8 protein-coding genes are annotated in these 16,412 nt (G+C 75.8%); 6 read left to right on the top strand and 2 right to left on the bottom strand.

Going from position 1 to position 16,412, the window contains the following annotated elements; genetic code table 11:
- The 6 genes from ACWD3O_RS33015 to ACWD3O_RS33040 all read left to right on the top strand — a co-directional run.
- The coding region (locus ACWD3O_RS33015; protein ID WP_451418428.1) for a type I polyketide synthase at positions 1–6,555 on the top strand (6,555 nt) is incomplete at its 5' end.
- A 90-nt stretch (positions 6,556–6,645) separates the two neighbouring features.
- Entirely contained in the window at positions 6,646–8,193 is a 1,548-nt protein-coding gene (locus ACWD3O_RS33020) for an MFS transporter (RefSeq protein WP_451418429.1), read from the top strand.
- Positions 8,194–8,293: 100 nt separating this feature from the next.
- Positions 8,294–8,476: a DUF5302 domain-containing protein gene (locus ACWD3O_RS33025; protein ID WP_451413910.1), complete on the top strand. Its 183-nt coding sequence runs from the start codon at positions 8,294–8,296 to the stop codon at positions 8,474–8,476.
- Between the two features lie 346 nt (positions 8,477–8,822).
- Positions 8,823–10,583, top strand: coding sequence for an acyl-CoA dehydrogenase (locus ACWD3O_RS33030; RefSeq protein WP_451418430.1), 1,761 nt, complete (start codon positions 8,823–8,825; stop codon positions 10,581–10,583).
- Between the two features lie 68 nt (positions 10,584–10,651).
- Positions 10,652–11,548, top strand: a complete 897-nt coding sequence (locus ACWD3O_RS33035; RefSeq protein ID WP_451418431.1) for a 4'-phosphopantetheinyl transferase family protein — start codon at positions 10,652–10,654, stop codon at positions 11,546–11,548.
- Between the two features lie 280 nt (positions 11,549–11,828).
- A complete protein-coding gene (locus ACWD3O_RS33040) occupies positions 11,829–13,919 on the top strand; it encodes a condensation domain-containing protein (RefSeq protein WP_451418432.1) in 2,091 nt (696 codons plus the stop codon).
- Positions 13,920–14,022: 103 nt separating this feature from the next.
- On the opposite strand, the gene ACWD3O_RS33045 is transcribed toward ACWD3O_RS33040, so the two are convergent.
- Both ACWD3O_RS33045 and kamE read right to left on the bottom strand, forming a co-directional pair.
- Entirely contained in the window at positions 14,023–15,546 is a 1,524-nt protein-coding gene (locus ACWD3O_RS33045; protein ID WP_451418433.1) for an amino acid adenylation domain-containing protein, read from the bottom strand.
- A gap of 31 nt (positions 15,547–15,577) precedes the next feature.
- Positions 15,578–16,408: a lysine 5,6-aminomutase subunit beta gene (gene kamE, locus ACWD3O_RS33050; protein ID WP_451418434.1), complete on the bottom strand. Its 831-nt coding sequence runs from the start codon at positions 16,406–16,408 to the stop codon at positions 15,578–15,580.
- Between the last annotated feature and the right edge of the window lie 4 nt (positions 16,409–16,412).

Here is a 16,412-nt window from a genome sequence, read left to right on the forward strand (position 1 = left end):
CACACCAAACTCGACCTCACACCCACCACCAAACCCCACCGCCGCACCACCACCCGCAAACCCACCAACACCCCCGACGAACCCATCGCCATCGTCTCCATGGCCTGCCGACTCCCCGGCGGCATCGACACCCCCGAAGCCTTCTGGGAACTCCTCGCCGCCGGCGGCGACGCGGTCGGCGGGCTGCCGCCGCGCTGGGCGGACCTCGACGTGTACGACCCGGACCCGGAGGCGGCCGGCAAGAGCTACGCCCGCGAGGGCGGCTTCATCCACGACGTCGAGGGCTTCGACGCCGCGTTCTTCGGGATCTCCCAGCGTGAGGCGCTGTCGATGGACCCGCAGCAGCGGCTCGTCCTGGAGGCGTCCTGGGAGGCCCTGGAGCGTGCCGGTATCCGCCCGGGGTCGCTGAGCGAGAGCAGGACCGGTGTCTACCTCGGGGCGATGAGCTCCGACTACGGCGAGCAGGGTCGCGAGCTGGACGCCTTCGACGGCTACGTCAGCACGGGCAACGCCGCCAGCGTGGTGTCCGGCCGGGTGGCCTACGCGCTGGGCCTCCAGGGCCCCGCCGTCACGATCGACACGGCGTGCTCGTCCTCGCTGGTGGCCCTGCACCTGGCGAGCACTGCACTGCGGCAGGGGGAGTGCGAGCTCGCCCTGGTGGGCGGCGTCACGGTCATGAGCACGCCGCGTCTGATGGTGGAGTTCTCCCGGCTGAAGGGCATGGCCCCGGACGGGCGCTGCAAGTCGTTCTCCGCGCTGGCGGACGGCGCCGGGTGGTCCGACGGCTGCGGCATTCTCGTGCTGAAGCGCCTCTCGGCGGCCGAACGGGACGGCGACCGGATCATGGCGGTCGTCCGGGGTTCGGCGGTGAACCAGGACGGCCGGAGCCAGGGCCTGACCGCCCCGAACGGGCCGTCGCAGCAGCGCGTCGTGGAGGAGGCCCTCGCGGCCTCCCGGCTGTCGCCGGCGGACATCGACGCGGTCGAGGCGCACGGCACCGGCACCCCGCTGGGCGACCCGATCGAGGCGGGCGCCCTGGCCGAGGTCTTCGGACCGGGACGCCCCGAGGAGCGGCCGCTGTGGCTGGGTTCCTCGAAGTCCAACCTCGGGCACGCGCAGGCCGCCGCCGGAGTCGTCGGCGTGATGAAGATGGTCCTCGCACTCCAGCACGGGAGCCTGCCGAAGACCCTGTACGCCGCCGAGCCGAGCCCGCACATCGAGTGGGACGGCAGCGGCCTCGCCCTGCTCGACGAGGCCCGCCCCTGGGAGCGGGACGCGGAGCGCGTCCGCCGCGCGGGCGTGTCGTCGTTCGGGCTGAGCGGCACCAACGCGCACGTGGTGCTGGAGGAGCCGCCCACCGCCGCCGAACCGGCGGACCCTAGGACGCCGCACGACGGCACCCCGCTGCCGGTGGTGGTCTCCGGCCGGGACGAGGCCGCGCTGCGCGAGCAGGCCGGCCGCTGGGCCGACTGGCTCTCACGGCACCCTGAGGCGCCCGTCGCCGACGTGGCGGTCACCGCCGCCCGGCACCGCGCCCACTTCGAGGCGCGGGCGAGCGTCGTCGCGGCGGACACCGCGGCCCTGGCCGAGGCGCTGCGGGCGCTGGCGGAGGGGCGGGCCCATCCGGACGTGGTGGAGGGCGCCGCCGTCCAGGCGGATCTGGCGGTGCTGTTCACCGGGCAGGGCAGTCAGCGCGTCGGGATGGGCCGCGACCTGTACGCGGCGTTCCCGGTGTACCGGGAGGCGTTCGACGCCATATGCGCGGCGCTGGACCCGCACCTGTCCCGGCCGCTGACCGAGGTGGTGTTCGCCGCCGAGGACAGCGCGGACGCGGCGCTGGTGCACGAGACGGAGTTCACGCAGCCGGCGCTGTTCGCGCTGGAGGTGGCGCTGTTCCGGCTGTGGCAGGCATGGGGTGTCGCGCCGGCGGCGGTGGCCGGGCATTCGGTCGGCGAGCTGGCCGCGGCGCACGTGGCCGGAGTGCTGGACCTGGCGGACGCGGCGCGGCTGGTGGCGGCGCGGGGCCGGCTGATGCAGGCCTGCGAGCGGGGCGGCGCGATGGCCTCGGTCGAGGCGTCGGAGCCGGAGGTCCTCGAGGTCCTGGCCGCGGTCGAGGGCCGGGTGTCGGTGGCCGGGCTGAACGGGCCCGCGCAGACCGTCGTCAGCGGTGACGCGGCCGCGGTGGAACGGGTGGTGGAGCACTTCACCCGTGCCGGGCGGCGCACGCGGCGCCTGGACGTGTCGCACGCGTTCCACTCGCCGCACATGGACGCGATGCTGGCCGCGTACGAGGAGGTCGCCGCCTCCTGCGTCTTCCACGCCCCGCGGACCGTCCTGGTCTCCACCGTCACCGGCGCCCCGGCGTCGGCGGAGGAGCTGTCGGACCCGGGCTACTGGGCCCGGCAGGTGCGGGACGCGGTGCGGTTCCTGGACGCGGTGCGCACGCTCGAGTCGTCCGGCGTCGGCCGGTACCTGGAGTGCGGCCCGGCGGCGGTGCTGTCGGCCATGGGCGCGGCCTGCGGCGGCGAGGACGCGGTGTTCGTCGCCTCCCAGCGTGCCCCCCGGTCGCCCGGCGAGGCGGTGGACGAGGTGCGCGCGCTGGTGCGGGCGGCGGGTGCGCTGCACTTGGCCGGGCAGGAGATCGCCTGGGAGCGGGCGCTGCCCAAGGGCACGCCGGTGGACCTGCCGACGTACGCCTTCCAGCGCGAGCACTTCTGGCTCCGCCCCGCCCGCACCGGTCTGCGCGACGCGCGGCAGGCGGGCCTGGCGCCCGCCGACCACCCCTGGCTGGCGGCGGTCGTCGCCCAGGCGGACGGCGAGGGACACCTGCTGACGGGACGGCTGGTGCCGGGCGAGCACGCCTGGCTGCGGGACCACGCCGTCTTCGGCTCCGTCCTCGTCCCCGGCACCGGTCTGCTCGACCTGGCGCTCGCCGCGGCCCGTGCCGCGGGCGCGGCCGGCGTCGGGGAACTCACCCTGGCGAAGCCCTTCGTCCTCACCCCGGACACGCCCGTGCGGATCCAGGTGAAGGTCGGGGCGCCCGACGACGACGGCCGTCGGCCCCTCACGATCTTCAGCCAGCCCGAGACCTCCGCCGAGCCGGGTGCCTGGACGACGCACGCGACCGGTGAGCTGACCGATGGGGCGCCGGACGGCGCCCTCGACGGGCTCGCCGAACTGCGCGACTGGCCGGTGCCCGGCACCGAGCCGGTGCCGCTCGACGGTTTCTACGACACGCTCGGCGCGCAGGGCCTGCACTACGGGCCGGCCTTCCGCGGGCTGACCTCCCTCGCCCGGAGCGGCACGGTCGCCTACGGGCGGGTCGTCCTGCCCGAGGAGCAGCGCGCCGACACGGACGGCTTCGGTGTCCATCCGGCGCTGCTGGACGCGGCCCTGCACGTCCTCGCGGGCGTGGACACCGGCGACCGGCCGGAGGACACCGTCCTGCTGCCGTTCGCGTGGACCGGCGTGACCCTGTTCGCGACGGGCGGCACCGAGTTGCGGGTGCGCGTCGAGGTGACGGGGGCGGACGAGGCGGGCGGGCGGCAGGTGACGCTCCTCGCCACCGACCCGGCCGGAGAGCCGGTCCTGCACGCCGTCGGGCTCCGGGTGCAGCAGGCCACCGCGGACCAGTTGCGCGTGGCGGCCCCCGACGCACCGGACGACCTCTACCGCGTCGACTTCCAGCCGGTGGACCCGCCGGCCGCCGAACTGCCGGAGGGCGCCGTCGTGGTCGGCCGTGACGGCACGGTGGCCGACGCGCTGGGCGTGCCGCGCCACGCGGACGTCGACGCGCTGCTGGCGTCGGGCGACGCCCCGCGGCTGATCGTGGTCGACGCCACCGGTGACGCCGCCGGTGACGCCGCCGCGGACTCCGGGGCGGCCGTGCGGGCGGTGACGGTCGACGCGCTCGGCGTGCTGCAGCGGCTGCTGGCCGAGGACGCGCCGGCGGACGCCACGGTGGTGTGGCTGACCCGTGACGCGGTCGCCGCCCGCCCCGAGGACGCCGTCGGATCGCTGGGCGCCTCCCCGCTGTGGGGCCTGGTCAGGGCCGTGCGCGGCGAGTACCCCGACCGGGTGGTGCGGCTGGTCGACGTGGACGGCGCCGGTCTCGGCGCCGGCGCGCCCGCCGACCTGCTGGCCGCCGTGCTGACCCTGGACGACGAGCCGGAACTCGCGGTGCGGGGCACGGCCGTGTTCGCCCCGCGGCTCGTGCCCGCGCGCCGCACGGCGACGCGCGGCGCGGCCGGCCTCGAGCCGCCCGCGACGGACGGCCCGTGGCGGCTGGACATCCGCGAGAAGGGCAGCATCGACAGTCTCGAGCTGGTCCCGGCGGGCGGTCCGGAGCCGCTCGGCGAGCACGAGGTGCGCGTCGCGGTGCGGGCCTCCGGCATGAACTTCCGTGACGTGCTCAACGCCCTCGGCATGGTCGCCACGCCCGCCCTGGGCCTGGAGTTCGCGGGCGTCGTCCTGGAGACGGGCACGGCGGTGACGCATCTGCGGCCCGGGGACCGGGCGATGGGCCTCGCGCTCGGCGCGTTCGGCACCGAGGTGCGCGGCGACGGACGGCTGATGACCCGGCTGCCGGAGGCGCTGACCTTCGAGCAGGGGGCGACCGTCCCGCTGGCCTTCCTCACCGCCCACTACGCGCTCACCGAGCTCGGCGGGCTGCGCCCCGGGGAGAGGCTGCTGGTGCACGCCGCCGCCGGTGGTGTCGGCATGGCCGCGGTGCAGCTCGCCCACCACCTGGGGGCCGAGGTCTACGGCACGGCCAGCGCCCCCAAGTGGCCGGCCCTCGCCGCCCTCGGTCTGCCGCCCGGGCGGATCGCGTCCTCCCGCGACACCGGCTTCGAGGAGCGGTGGCTGGAGGCGACCGGCGGGACGGGCGTCGACGTGGTGCTGAACTCGCTGGCGGGCGAGTTCACCGACGCCTCGCTGCGGCTGCTGCCGCGCGGCGGCCGGTTCCTGGAGATGGGCAAGACCGACATCCGTGACCCGCGGGAGGTCGCCGCCGCCCACCCCGGCGTCGCCTACAGCGCGTTCGACCTGATGTCGCTGGAGCCGGAGCACCTCCAGCGGCTGCTGGCGGAGGTGTCCGCCCTGCTGGCCGACGGCACCGTCGTGCCGCTCCCCTACCTCGCGTACGACGTGCGGGAGGCGCCCGCCGCCTTCCGGCACATGGCGCAGGGACGGCACACCGGAAAGCTGGTGCTCACCGCGCCCCGGGTGCTCGACCCGGACGGCACGGTGCTCGTCACCGGCGGCACCGGCGACCTGGGCCGGGAGGTGGCGCGCCACCTGGTCGCGGAACACGGCGTCCAACACCTGGTGCTGACGTCCCGCCGCGGACCGCGGGCGCAGGGCGCCGCCGAACTGGTCCGCGAGCTGGAGGCGGCCGGCGCCCGGTCCGTGCGGGTCGAGGCCTGCGACGTCGCCGTCCGCGAGGACGCCGCCCGCGTCCTGGCCGCGGTGGATCCCGGGCACCCGCTGACCGGCGTGGTGCACCTGGCGGCCGTCACCGACGACGGCGTGCTGCGCAACCAGACCGCCGAACGGTTCGAGACGGTGCTCGCCCCGAAGGCGGACGGCGCCTGGCACCTCCACGAGCTGACGCGGGAGAGCGACCTCGCCCTGTTCGTGCTGTTCTCCTCCGTGGCCGGCACGCTCGGCTCGCCCGGCCAGGGCAACTACGGTGCCGCCAACGCCTTCCTCGACGCCCTCGCCGCGCACCGGCGCCGGCGCGGACTCGCGGGCGTCAGCCTCTCCTGGGGCCTGTGGGCCCAGGACGGCGGGGGCCTCACCTCGCGGCTGGGCGAGGCGGAGCTGGCCCGGATGCGCCGCACGGGAGCCCGCGCCATGACCGTGCCCGAGGGTCTCGCCCTGCTGGACGCGGCCCTGCGACGGCCCGAACCGCACCTGGTGCCCGCCCCGCTCGACCTCGGAGCGCTCCAGCGGGCCGGCGCCGAGCGCCTGCCGGCGATGCTCCGCGGGCTGGTGCGCACCGGCCCCCGGCAGGCGGCGCCGACGGCCGAGCACGCCTCGGGGCTCCGCGAGCGGCTGTCGGACCTGCCGGGCGAGGAGCGCACCGTCGCCCTGCGGAAGTTCGTGCAGCAGGAGGTCACCGCGGTGCTCGGCCTGTCCGCGGCCGTCCCCCAGGACAAGCCGATGCGCGAGTTCGGCTGGGACTCCCTGATGGCCGTCGAGCTGAAGAACCGCATCGCCAAGCACACCCAGGTCGCCCTGCCCAGCACCCTCGCGTTCGACTACCCGACGCCCCGGGCGATCGCCGACTTCCTGGACACCCGGCTCACCCCCGCCGAGCCGGTGCGTGACGACACCCCGCCCGCCGACCCGGCGCGCGCGGCCCGCTGGGCCCTGGAGCGGGTCACCGCCGACCAGCTGCGGCAGAGCGGCCTGCTCGACCGGCTGCTGGACCTGGCCCGCCCCGCCGGGACGCCGCCCGCCGGCGGCGCCGACGACGCCCTGCGCGCCGCGGGAGAACTGACCGAGGAGGAGATGGACGAAGCCCTCGACTCCATCCTCGGCGGCGTCTGACGCCGCCCCCACACCACCCGGGGACGCAGGAGCCGGACCCGGGCCGCATCCCCCCACCAGAACCGTTCCACAGGAGTTGATCAAGTGACAGTGACAACGACAGAGACCGCGGCGGCGCAGGAGCCGCGCGCCGAGCAGGCGCCCTCGCGCCGTAAATGGGTGGCTCTCGCCGTGGTGCTGCTCGCCGCCTTCCTGGACAACGTCGACTCGACGATCGTGACCGTCGCCCTCCCCGACATCCAGCGGGAGCTGGGCGCCGACTTCGCCACCGCGCAGTGGACCCTGGCCGGCTACGCCCTGGCCTTCGCGGTCTTCCTGATCACCGGTGGCCGCCTCGGCGACATCTACGGGCGCAAGCGGCTGTTCATCGCCGGCGTCGTCGGGTTCACGCTCGCCTCCGTGATGTGCGGCGTGGCCGCCTCGCCGGGCGTGCTGGTGACGGGCCGCCTGCTGCAGGGCGTCATGGCCGCGCTGATGGTCCCGCAGGTCATGTCGGTCATCATGACGACGTTCGAGCAGAAGGACTGGGTCGTCGCGTTCTCCATGATGGGCGCGGTCCTCGGACTCGGAGGCGTCGCCGGCCCGCTGCTGGGAGGCATCATCACGGATCTCGACCTGCTGGGACTGGGCTGGCGCGCGATCTTCCTGATCAACATCCCGTTCGGGATCCTGGCCGTCGGCCTGGCCCTGTGGTGCCTGCCCGAGAGCAAGTCCGAACAGGCGACACGGCTGGACGTCCCGGGCGTCCTCCTGCTCAGCCTGGCGGCGCTCGGCCTGATGTACCCGCTGGTCCAGGGCCGTGAGCAGGGCTGGCCCGGCTGGATGTTCGCCGTCATGGCCGTGGCGCTGGTGCTCCTGGTGCCGTTCGCCCTCTACCAGCGGCGCCGGCACGCCAAGGACGGGTCGGCCCTGGTGCCGCCCACCCTGTTCCGGCACCGCTCCTTCACCGCGGGCGTGTTCGTGGTGATGCTCGCCTTCTCCGGCATCACCTCGTTCTTCCTGGTGCTGACCTACCAGATGCAGCTGGGTCTCGGCTGGTCCGCGCTGCGCACCGCCCTGGTCACCGTGGCCTTCCCCATCGGCATCATGGCGACCTTCCAGATCGCCTGGCGCAAGGGGACCGCCAACGGGCGGGTGTTCGTCGCCATCGGCACCTCGATCATGGCCCTCGGTACGCTGCTGATGATCGCGCTGAACCACTTCCAGGGACCCGACCTGACCTGGCTGCAGCTCGCCGGGGCCGAGCTGGTCGTGGGCCTCGGCATGGGCCTGTGCTCGCCGATCCTCACCAACGTCGTGCTCGGCGACGTCCCGCCGCAGGACGCCGGCGCCGGATCCGGCGTCGTCAACGCGCTCATCCAGTTCGGCACGGCCGTCGGCATCGCCGTCGTCGGCGTCATCTTCTTCAGCCTCTCCGGTTCCGGCACGGGCCCCGACCGGGCCCAGCGCTTCAGCGACGCCACCGCGGCCACCCTCTGGTACAACGCGGGCGTCTTCGTCCTGGTCGCGGCGCTCAGCCCGCTGCTGCCGGGCCGCAAGAAGACCGAGCCCGACACCGGTCCCGAAACCGCGGACGCCGCCCGGTCCGCCGAGCAGGAGCCCGCCCTCGTGGGCGGCCTCGCGGCCGACCGGGCATAGGCCGAATTTCTCCCCTCCCCGAAAACTCCGGTGCGGCGGGCGCCAGTTATCTGTGCCAGCCTGATCGGAAGAAATGAAAAACCCCCACAGGAGGTCACGTATGGCGGAGACGCCCGACACCAATGCCCAGGAGACCGAGGTCCAGCGCAAATTCCGTGAGGCCCTGGAACGCAAGAGCAGGGCCAGCCAGGCCAAGCAGGCGCACGAGGACGGCCGGCTGAAGGTCAAGGGCATGAGCGGACCGGCCGGCAAGAAGCGCTTCATCCGCCGCAAGACCGGCTGAGCGCCGCAAGACCGGCTGAGAGCGCACGGCACGACGCGCGGGCTGCCCGCGGTCCCCCGTTTCCGGGGGGCCGCGGGCAGCCCTTTTTCTCGTTCTCACCTCGTCCGGTTCGCGATGCGGTCCGGGAATGCTCCGGAACTGCTCGAGAAACACTCGTGAACGACTGGAGAAATGCCCGCACGGGCCGTCTCCAACAGCGGTTTTCCGTCACGGCCGTGAAATGTCCCCGGGCGGTCGCGGAGCGGTTCTCGAGCACGGCTCCAGCGCTTCACGAGCGGCGGGCACCACAGTCGTGCGCAAGGGCGCGACAGGAACGTCCCGGACCGAGGAGCTGACCACCGTCGCCATGTCTGCCATCGCCGAGACCGTCAAGGCACCGGTTGCCCCGCAGGGCCGCTGGGAGGCGGACGCGCAGGCCCGCGCGGACCGGCTCGAGGCCCTCCTCGGCGATCCCTACGACCCGGCCAACCCGCACGGCCTGGGCGCCCTGTTCGCCGCCGACGGCCGGCGCACCCCGCCCGCCGCGACGGAGGAACTGCTCGCCGGAACCGGCCTCGCGGCGGAGTTCGTGCCGGCGGAGGAGGGCGGCCTGCTCACCCGCGCCGACCTGCTCGCCCGCGCGCTGCGCCCGGTCTTCCGGCGGGACGTCGCCCTCGGCTTCGGACACGGCATCACCTCGCTCTTCGCCTCCGGCGCGGTGTGGGCCGCCGGCAACCCCGGCCAGCGCCGCGCTCTGGCAGACGTGCTGCTCGGCGGGGGGCGCGCCGCGATCCTCCACCACGAGCTCGCCCACGCCAACGCGATCCTGCGCGACGAGTTCACCGCCCGCCCGGCGGAGGACGGCGGCCACCGGCTCCACGGCCGCAAGGAGGTCATCATCAACGCCTCCCGGGCCGACGCCCAGGTCGTCTACGCGCGCACCGACCCCGCGCGCGGCCCGCGCAGCCACTCGGTGTTCCTCCTCGACCCCGCGGAGGCCGGCCCCGGCGCGGTGCGCCACCTGGCCCGCATGGAGACGACGGGCATGCGGGGAGCGCTGTTCTCCGGCCTGGAGTTCACCGGGCGGTACGTACCGGGCGACGCCCTCGTCGGCGGCGTCGGCGACGGCGTCACCCTCGCGCTGCGCACCTTCCAGGTCAACCGGAGCCTGATCTGCGGTGTCGTCGTCGCCGCCGCGGACACCGTCCTGCGCTCCGCCGTCCGGGCGGCGACCACCGGCCGCACCGGCCCGCCCGCCCGCCGCTGGCACAAGGCCCTCACGGGTGTCTTCGCCGACCTGCTGGCCTGCGACAGCATGGCCACCGTCGCCCTGCGCGCCCTGGGCCTGCTCCCGGACCGCGCCCACGTCCTCGCGGCGGCCGTGAAGTACGCGGTGCCCGACCTGCTGCGGGAGAACCTGGAGGAGCTCGCCACCGTGCTCGGCGGCCGCGGCTACCGGCACGAGAGCCCGGAGTACGGCGCCCTGGGCAAGCTCGTCCGCGACCTGCCCGTCGCCGGGCTGGGCCACGCCGGGACCGCCTCCTGCCAGGCCGTGATCGTCCCCCAGCTTCCCTGGCTGGCCGAGCACGCCTGGTTCGTCGAGGAGGAGCCCCCGCCGGAGCTGTTCCGCGGCGGCCCGCGGCTGCCGCCGCTGGACTACACGACCCTGGGCATCGCGGGCGGCGGCGACTTCATGGCCGCCTCCCTCGCCGCCACCACCGACCGGCTGGCCGCCGCCCGCGGCGTCGGCGGCCGGATCGCCGCCCTGGCGCGGCTGGCCGAGGCGTTCACCGCGGAACTGCGCGCCCTGCGCGACACCTGCCGCGCGCTGCCGCCCGCGGGCACGGCGGGAGCCGACACCGCCGCCCTGTGCGTCCTCAGCGACCGGTACAGCCTGATCGTGGGCGCCGCCGCGGTCCTCGGCACGTGGGAGGCGCAGGACGGCACCGACCCCTTCCTCGCGGACGCGGCGTGGGCCGTGCTCGCCCTCTCCCGCATCGGGACACGGCTGGGCATCCCGGTGCCGGACGTGCCCGACGACTGCACCCGGCAGGTGCTGGACGAACTGATCCGCCGCTACCGGAGCGGGCACAGCTTCGACCTCGACGCCACGCTCCTCGCACAGTGACCGGTCCGACGCCGGCACCACCACCGGCCGCGGCGGCCGCGTGGCGCACCACGGAAGGGGGAGACAACGTGACGGGACCGATCCGCACGGACGTCCGGGAACCGGGCCGCACCGCGCCGGGCACCCGGCAGGCCGGCGCCGCCCGCATCACCGAACCGACCCACGTCGGCGGCCCTCACGGCCCCTGGGACCGGGTCCGCGACGCCATGGAGCTGCGGGGCAACGCCGTCGTCCACACGACCTGGGGCGAATGGCTCGGCGCGGCCGTCACCGACACCGCGCTGCGCCCCCTGCTCGGCCGGGACTGGCCGCGCTACCGGCGGCTGAGCGATCCCCTCGTGCGGCTCCGCTTCGTCACCTCGAGGATGGCCACCAAGTACACGGCCGCCGCCGCGCTGGGCGCCGAACCGGCCGAGCTGGACCTCGCCTACCGCATCGGGGGCAGGCCCTACCTGCGCGGACTCGACCAGATCGACGTGAGCCTCACCCACACCGACGACCTGATCGCCGTCGGCGTCAGCCGCAACGGCCGCATCGGCGTCGACGCCGAGCCCGCCGACCGGACCCTGTCCTTCGACCTCCTCCAGCAGCACATCTGCAGCCCCGCCGAGCGGGCCGAACTGCGGGACCTGCCCGAGGACCGGCGCACCGCCGAACTGCTGCGGCTGTGGACGCTGAAGGAGGCCTACACCAAGGCCCTCGGTCAGGGACTGCGGCTGTCCTTCAACGAGTTCGGCTTCGGCGTCGGCGGCGAGGGGCTGCTGGCGCCCGACGGTCACCCCGCCTCCCGCGGCGAGTGGTCCTTCGCCACCCACCGCGTCCTGGACCGCTACCTCGTCAGCGTCGCCTGCCACGACGCCGGCCTGGACACCTCCCGCGACACCTCTCCCCGCACCATGCTCGACGAGGGCTTCCTGAGCGCGGTGACCGGCCTCCTCACCGCCCCCGACGGCCCCGTCCGATGACCTTCGTCCGGCGACCCCCTTCGGAGCCTCGGTCGGCTCCCCCCGGATCCCGCGTCCGGTTCCGGGGCGCCCGTTCCGGCACGAGTCGCGCACCAGCGTGGTGTCAGCACCGTGTCAGCGGTTCGGTGGTGGCCGCGACCATACTCGTCGGGCGCTCTCATACAGAGGGAGGGAAGGGGGCCGCCGCAGTCGTCCACGCGTTCGCGAGGCTCGCGCGCAGAGCCCGCCGTGCCCACCGCACGCCGTTCGCGCGGCTCCGCACAGCCGTGCCCCCGAACCCATGACCGCCGCCCGCCATGTATGGCCCCCGCCGTCCGACGAGGTGACGACGGTCCTCGCCGACCTCGGCCGGCCGCCGCACCGCGAGACGGCCCTCGAACTGCGCGGCCCGCTGGACCGGGCCCGGATCGAGGCCGCCCTCGACCAGGCCGCCGCCCACGCGCCCACCGCCCCCGGCCACCGCATCGAGCACCACGGCCCTGGCCACCACACGCTGTGCCTGACGGCCTGCGACGCCTACCCCGTCGGCCTCCTCGCCGACCTGCTCACCCGCCCCGCGGCCGCACCCCGCGCCTCCCCGCGCGTCCTGCCGACCCCGCTGCAGCGGGAGCTCCTCGCCGAGGCGGACGCCCGCCCCGGCCTGCACGTCGAGCAGCTCGCCCTGTCCTGGCACGGGCCCCTGGACGCCGCGCGGTTCCGCGCCTCCTGGCAGAGCGTCACCGACCGCGAGAGCCTGCTCCGCACCGCCTTCGACGCCTTCGCCGACGGACCGGGACCGCTGCTCACCGTGCACGAACACGTCACGGCGGACGTGCGGTTCCTGCCCGCCGCGTCCACCGCCTGGGCCGACCTGGTGGAGACCGACCGCCGTGACGGCGTCGACCCCCGCAGGCCGGGCGCAGCCCTGCGCGTGACCGTCCTGGCGCCGGGCCTCCCGCACGGCGCGCATCCCGCCCGGGTGCTGCTCACCTACCACCACGCCCTGCTGGACGGCGTCGGCGCGCGCCTGCTGCTGCGCGAGTTCTACCGCGCGTACCTGGCGCACGGCCGTCTCCCCGGCGGGGAGCGCCGGCCCGGCCTGCCGGACTACGCCGAATGGCTCGGCCGGCGCGACACCGGCCCCGCCCGCGACCACTGGGCCCGCACCGCCCGGACCCCCGGCGCCTCCTCGCACGTACCGCCCCTGGCCACCGGGCCGGCCGGGCCCCCGCACGCCGCCCCGGAGCACGTCCGGCTGCGGCTGCCCGCGGACCGGGCCGCACGGCTGCACGCCTGGGCCACGCGCTGGGGCGGCACCGAGAGCGTCGCGCTGCAGGCCGTGTGGGCGGTGCTGCTGTACCGGGCGCGGGGCGCGCGGGGCGCCGCCCCGGTGAGCTTCCGGATCGGCGCGGACGGGCGCGGCGTCCTCCTCGACGGCGTGGAGAACATGCCCGCCCCGCTGCGCACCACGCTGCCGCTGTGCGTCGGCGTCGACCCGTTCTCCACCGTGGCGACGCTCCTCACCGAGGTGCGCGACCGCGTCCTGGACATGACGGCGTACGAGTGGGCGTCCCCGGGGCAGATCCGCGCCTGGTCGCGCCCGGAGGACGTCACGGACCCCGCGGACGACGGCGGACTGCTGGTCTTCGCGTCGCGGCCCCGCCTCCCGGACACCCTGACGGAGGCGCTCGCCGGTGAGGGCGTACGCGTCGGCCGGCCCGACACCCTCGCGGCCCTGACGGCGTTCCCGCTGACCCTCGCCGCCCACCACGATCCGGACGGCAGCCTCGTCCTGACCGCCACCTACGACCCCTCGCGGCTGCCCGGCGCCGCGGACCTCCTCGCGGCGAGCGCCCTGCTGCTGACGGAGCTGCCCTACACGGAGGCCGACACCACGACCGTCGCCGACGTCCTGCGCCTGCTGTCCACGGCGGCCGCCACGGGTGCGGCCACGACGCCCCCGCCCACGCCGGGCCCCCGGGCGTCCGCCCCGCCCGCACCGCCGCTCGAGGTGCTGCGCACGGCCGACGGGCCCGGCACCGACACCGTCTGCCTGGTCCGCGGCCCCGGGGTTCCGCGGACCCTGTACGACCGCCTCGCCGAGGCCTACCGCGGCCCCGAGGCCGTGCTCCTGCTGCACCCGGACCCCGCCGACCCGCACGTCCTCCGGCAGGCGGTGCGCACACTGGCGGACGACGGCCGGGTCGTCGCCGTGTTCGGCTTCTCCGGCAGCGGGGCCACCGCGTACGAGACCGCGCGGCTGGTCGCGGCCGTCGGCGGTCGCACGCCCGCGCTCCTCGTCTCCGGCACCGCGGCCGGGGCCCCGGAGCTGGCCCGGACGCTCGAGACGGCGGCGGCGCGGACCGCGGCCGACGGCGGCTGCCAGCAGTGAGGGCCGGAGCCCACCGGCTCCGGCCCTCACCCACGGGCCCGCAGGCCCGTTGACCAGCAGGCCCGCAGGCCCGCAGGCCCGCAGGCCCGCAATCGTGCGACGTCTACGCGGCGAGCGCCGCCCGGTCCAGCTTGCCGTGCGCCGTCACCGGCAGCCGGTCCAGGTGGCACACGCGCTGCGGCAGCATGTGCGCCGGCAGCCGCTCGCCGAGGGCCTGCCGCACCGCCGTCCCCGGCACCGTCCCGCGGTCCGCGACGACGTACGCGGTCAGCGACTGCTCGCCGTGCCCGTCGCGTGTCACCACGCACGCCGCGCCCGAGACGCCGGGCACGGCGCGCAGCGCGGCCTCGATCTCGCCGAGTTCGATGCGGAACCCGCGCAGCTTCACCTGGCCGTCCTGACGGCCCGCGTAGTACAGCCGCCCTCGTTCGTCGGCCACCGCCCAGTCGCCGCTGCGGTAGTGCGGGCCCGTGCCGTCGTCGGCCTCGACGAACCGGCCGGCCGTCAGTTCCGGCCGTCCGAGGTAGCCGTGGCTGACGCCGGTGCCGGACACCCACATCTCGCCGGGCTCGCCCGCCGGCACGGGGCGGCCCTGCGCGTCCCGCAGCGACACCGACAGGTGCGGCAGCGGACGGCCGACCGGCGTGCGGCCGGCCGTCGCCTCGTCGAGCACCGCCTCGTCCAGCGGGCACCAGGTGACGTGCACGGTGGTCTCGGTGATCCCGTACATGTTGACCAGCAGCGCGTTCGGGGCGGTGCCCGCCGCCCACCAGGCGCGCACGTCGGCCGGGACCAGCGCCTCCCCGCCGAAGACGACCCGGCGCAGCTCGGGCAGCCGCACCTTCTCGGCGACGGCCTCGGCGACGAGGTTGCCGAACGCGGACGGCACCTGGTTGAGGACGGTGACCCGTCGGGACGCCAGCAGCAGCGCGAACTCCAGGGGGTCGGTGGCCGCCTCCCGGTCGACGACGACCAGGTGGCCGCCGTACAGCAGGGGGCCCCACAGCTCCCACACGCTGAAGTCGAAGCTCAGTGAGTGGAACAGCGTCCACACGTCGTCAGGGCCGGTCTCCGTCAGGGGGATCGCCGCGTCCAGCAGCGCCAGCACCTGGGCGTGGCCCACCATGCAGCCCTTGGGGTCGCCGGTCGAGCCGGAGGTGTAGATGACGTAGGCGGTGTCCTCCGGCAGCCGGGGCGGCCCGCCCGCGTCGGCGTGGTCGGCCGTCCGGGTCGCCAGGACGTACCGGCCGGCCTGGGCGACCGGGGTCTCGCCCGGCAGCAGGCCGCAGTCGGACAGCACCAGCTCCGTGCCGGAGTCCCGCAGCAGGTACTCCTGGCGGGCCTGCGGGTAGGCGGGGTCCACCGGCAGGTAGGCCGCCCCGGACCGCAGGATGCCGATGACGGCCGCGGGCGCGTACCGGCTGCGGGCCGCGCGCAGCGCCACCAGCCGGCCGGGTCCCGCGCGGCCCCGCAGTCGCCGGGCGATGTCGTCGGCGAGCCACTCCAGTTCCAGGTAGGTCGCCTCGCCCTCGGCGTCGGACACGGCGGTGCGGGCGGCGTTGCGTGCCGCGACGGCCGCGAACCGGGTGTCGAGACGGTCGGCGGGGGCGGGGGTGGTGGCGTCCATCAGGTCCTCCTGTCGGGCGGGGTGCGCCTGGTCATGCGGAGCTCTCCGCGAGCGCCGCTGGGGCCGGGGCGGCGGTCCGCGGCAGCGCGTGCGCCAGGTAGCTGGCCACGTCGCCCGGCGTGGTGCCCCGGCCGAAGATGCGGTCCGCGCCCAGCGCGGCGGCCGAGGCCGGGTCGAAGCGGGGCCCGCCCACCACCAGCAGGGGGCGTTCGTGCTCGGCGAACTCCACCCGCAGCTCCGCGCTCAGTTCGCGGACGTTGGTCAGGTGCGCGTCCCGCTGGGTGACGGCCTGGGAGACCAGCACGGCGTCCGCGCCCTCGGCGCGGGCCCGGCGCACCAGGTCGCCGACCGGCACCTGCGCGCCCAGGTTGACCACGCGCATCTCCTGGCAGGCCTCCAGGCCCTTCTCGCCCGCGAAGCCCTTGATGTTGAGGATCGCGTCGATGCCGACGGTGTGCGCGTCGGTGCCGACGCACGCGCCCACCACCACCATCCTGCGGCCGAGCCGCTCGCGCACCGCCGCGTCGACCTCCTTGACCGACAGCAGCGGGTAGTCGCGCTCGGCCACCACCACCTCGTCCAGGTCCACGGCGTGCGCGACGGGCCCGTAGACGACGAAGAAGCTGAACCGGTCGCCGCCGACGGGCTTGCCGTGCACCAGCAGCGGGCGTTCGATGCCCATGCGGCGGGCCAGGCGCAGCGCGGCGCCCTCCGCCAGCGGGCCGTGCGGCAGGGGCAGCGTGAACGACACCTGCACCATGCCGTCGTCGGGGGTGTCGCCGTAGGGGCGGACCGGTCCGGTCGCGCGCGGTGCGGCGGCACGCTCGGCGGCCCCGTCCGGGTCGGTGCGCTCGACGTCCATGGAG

Source organism: Streptomyces sp. NPDC002640, assembly GCF_053592575.1.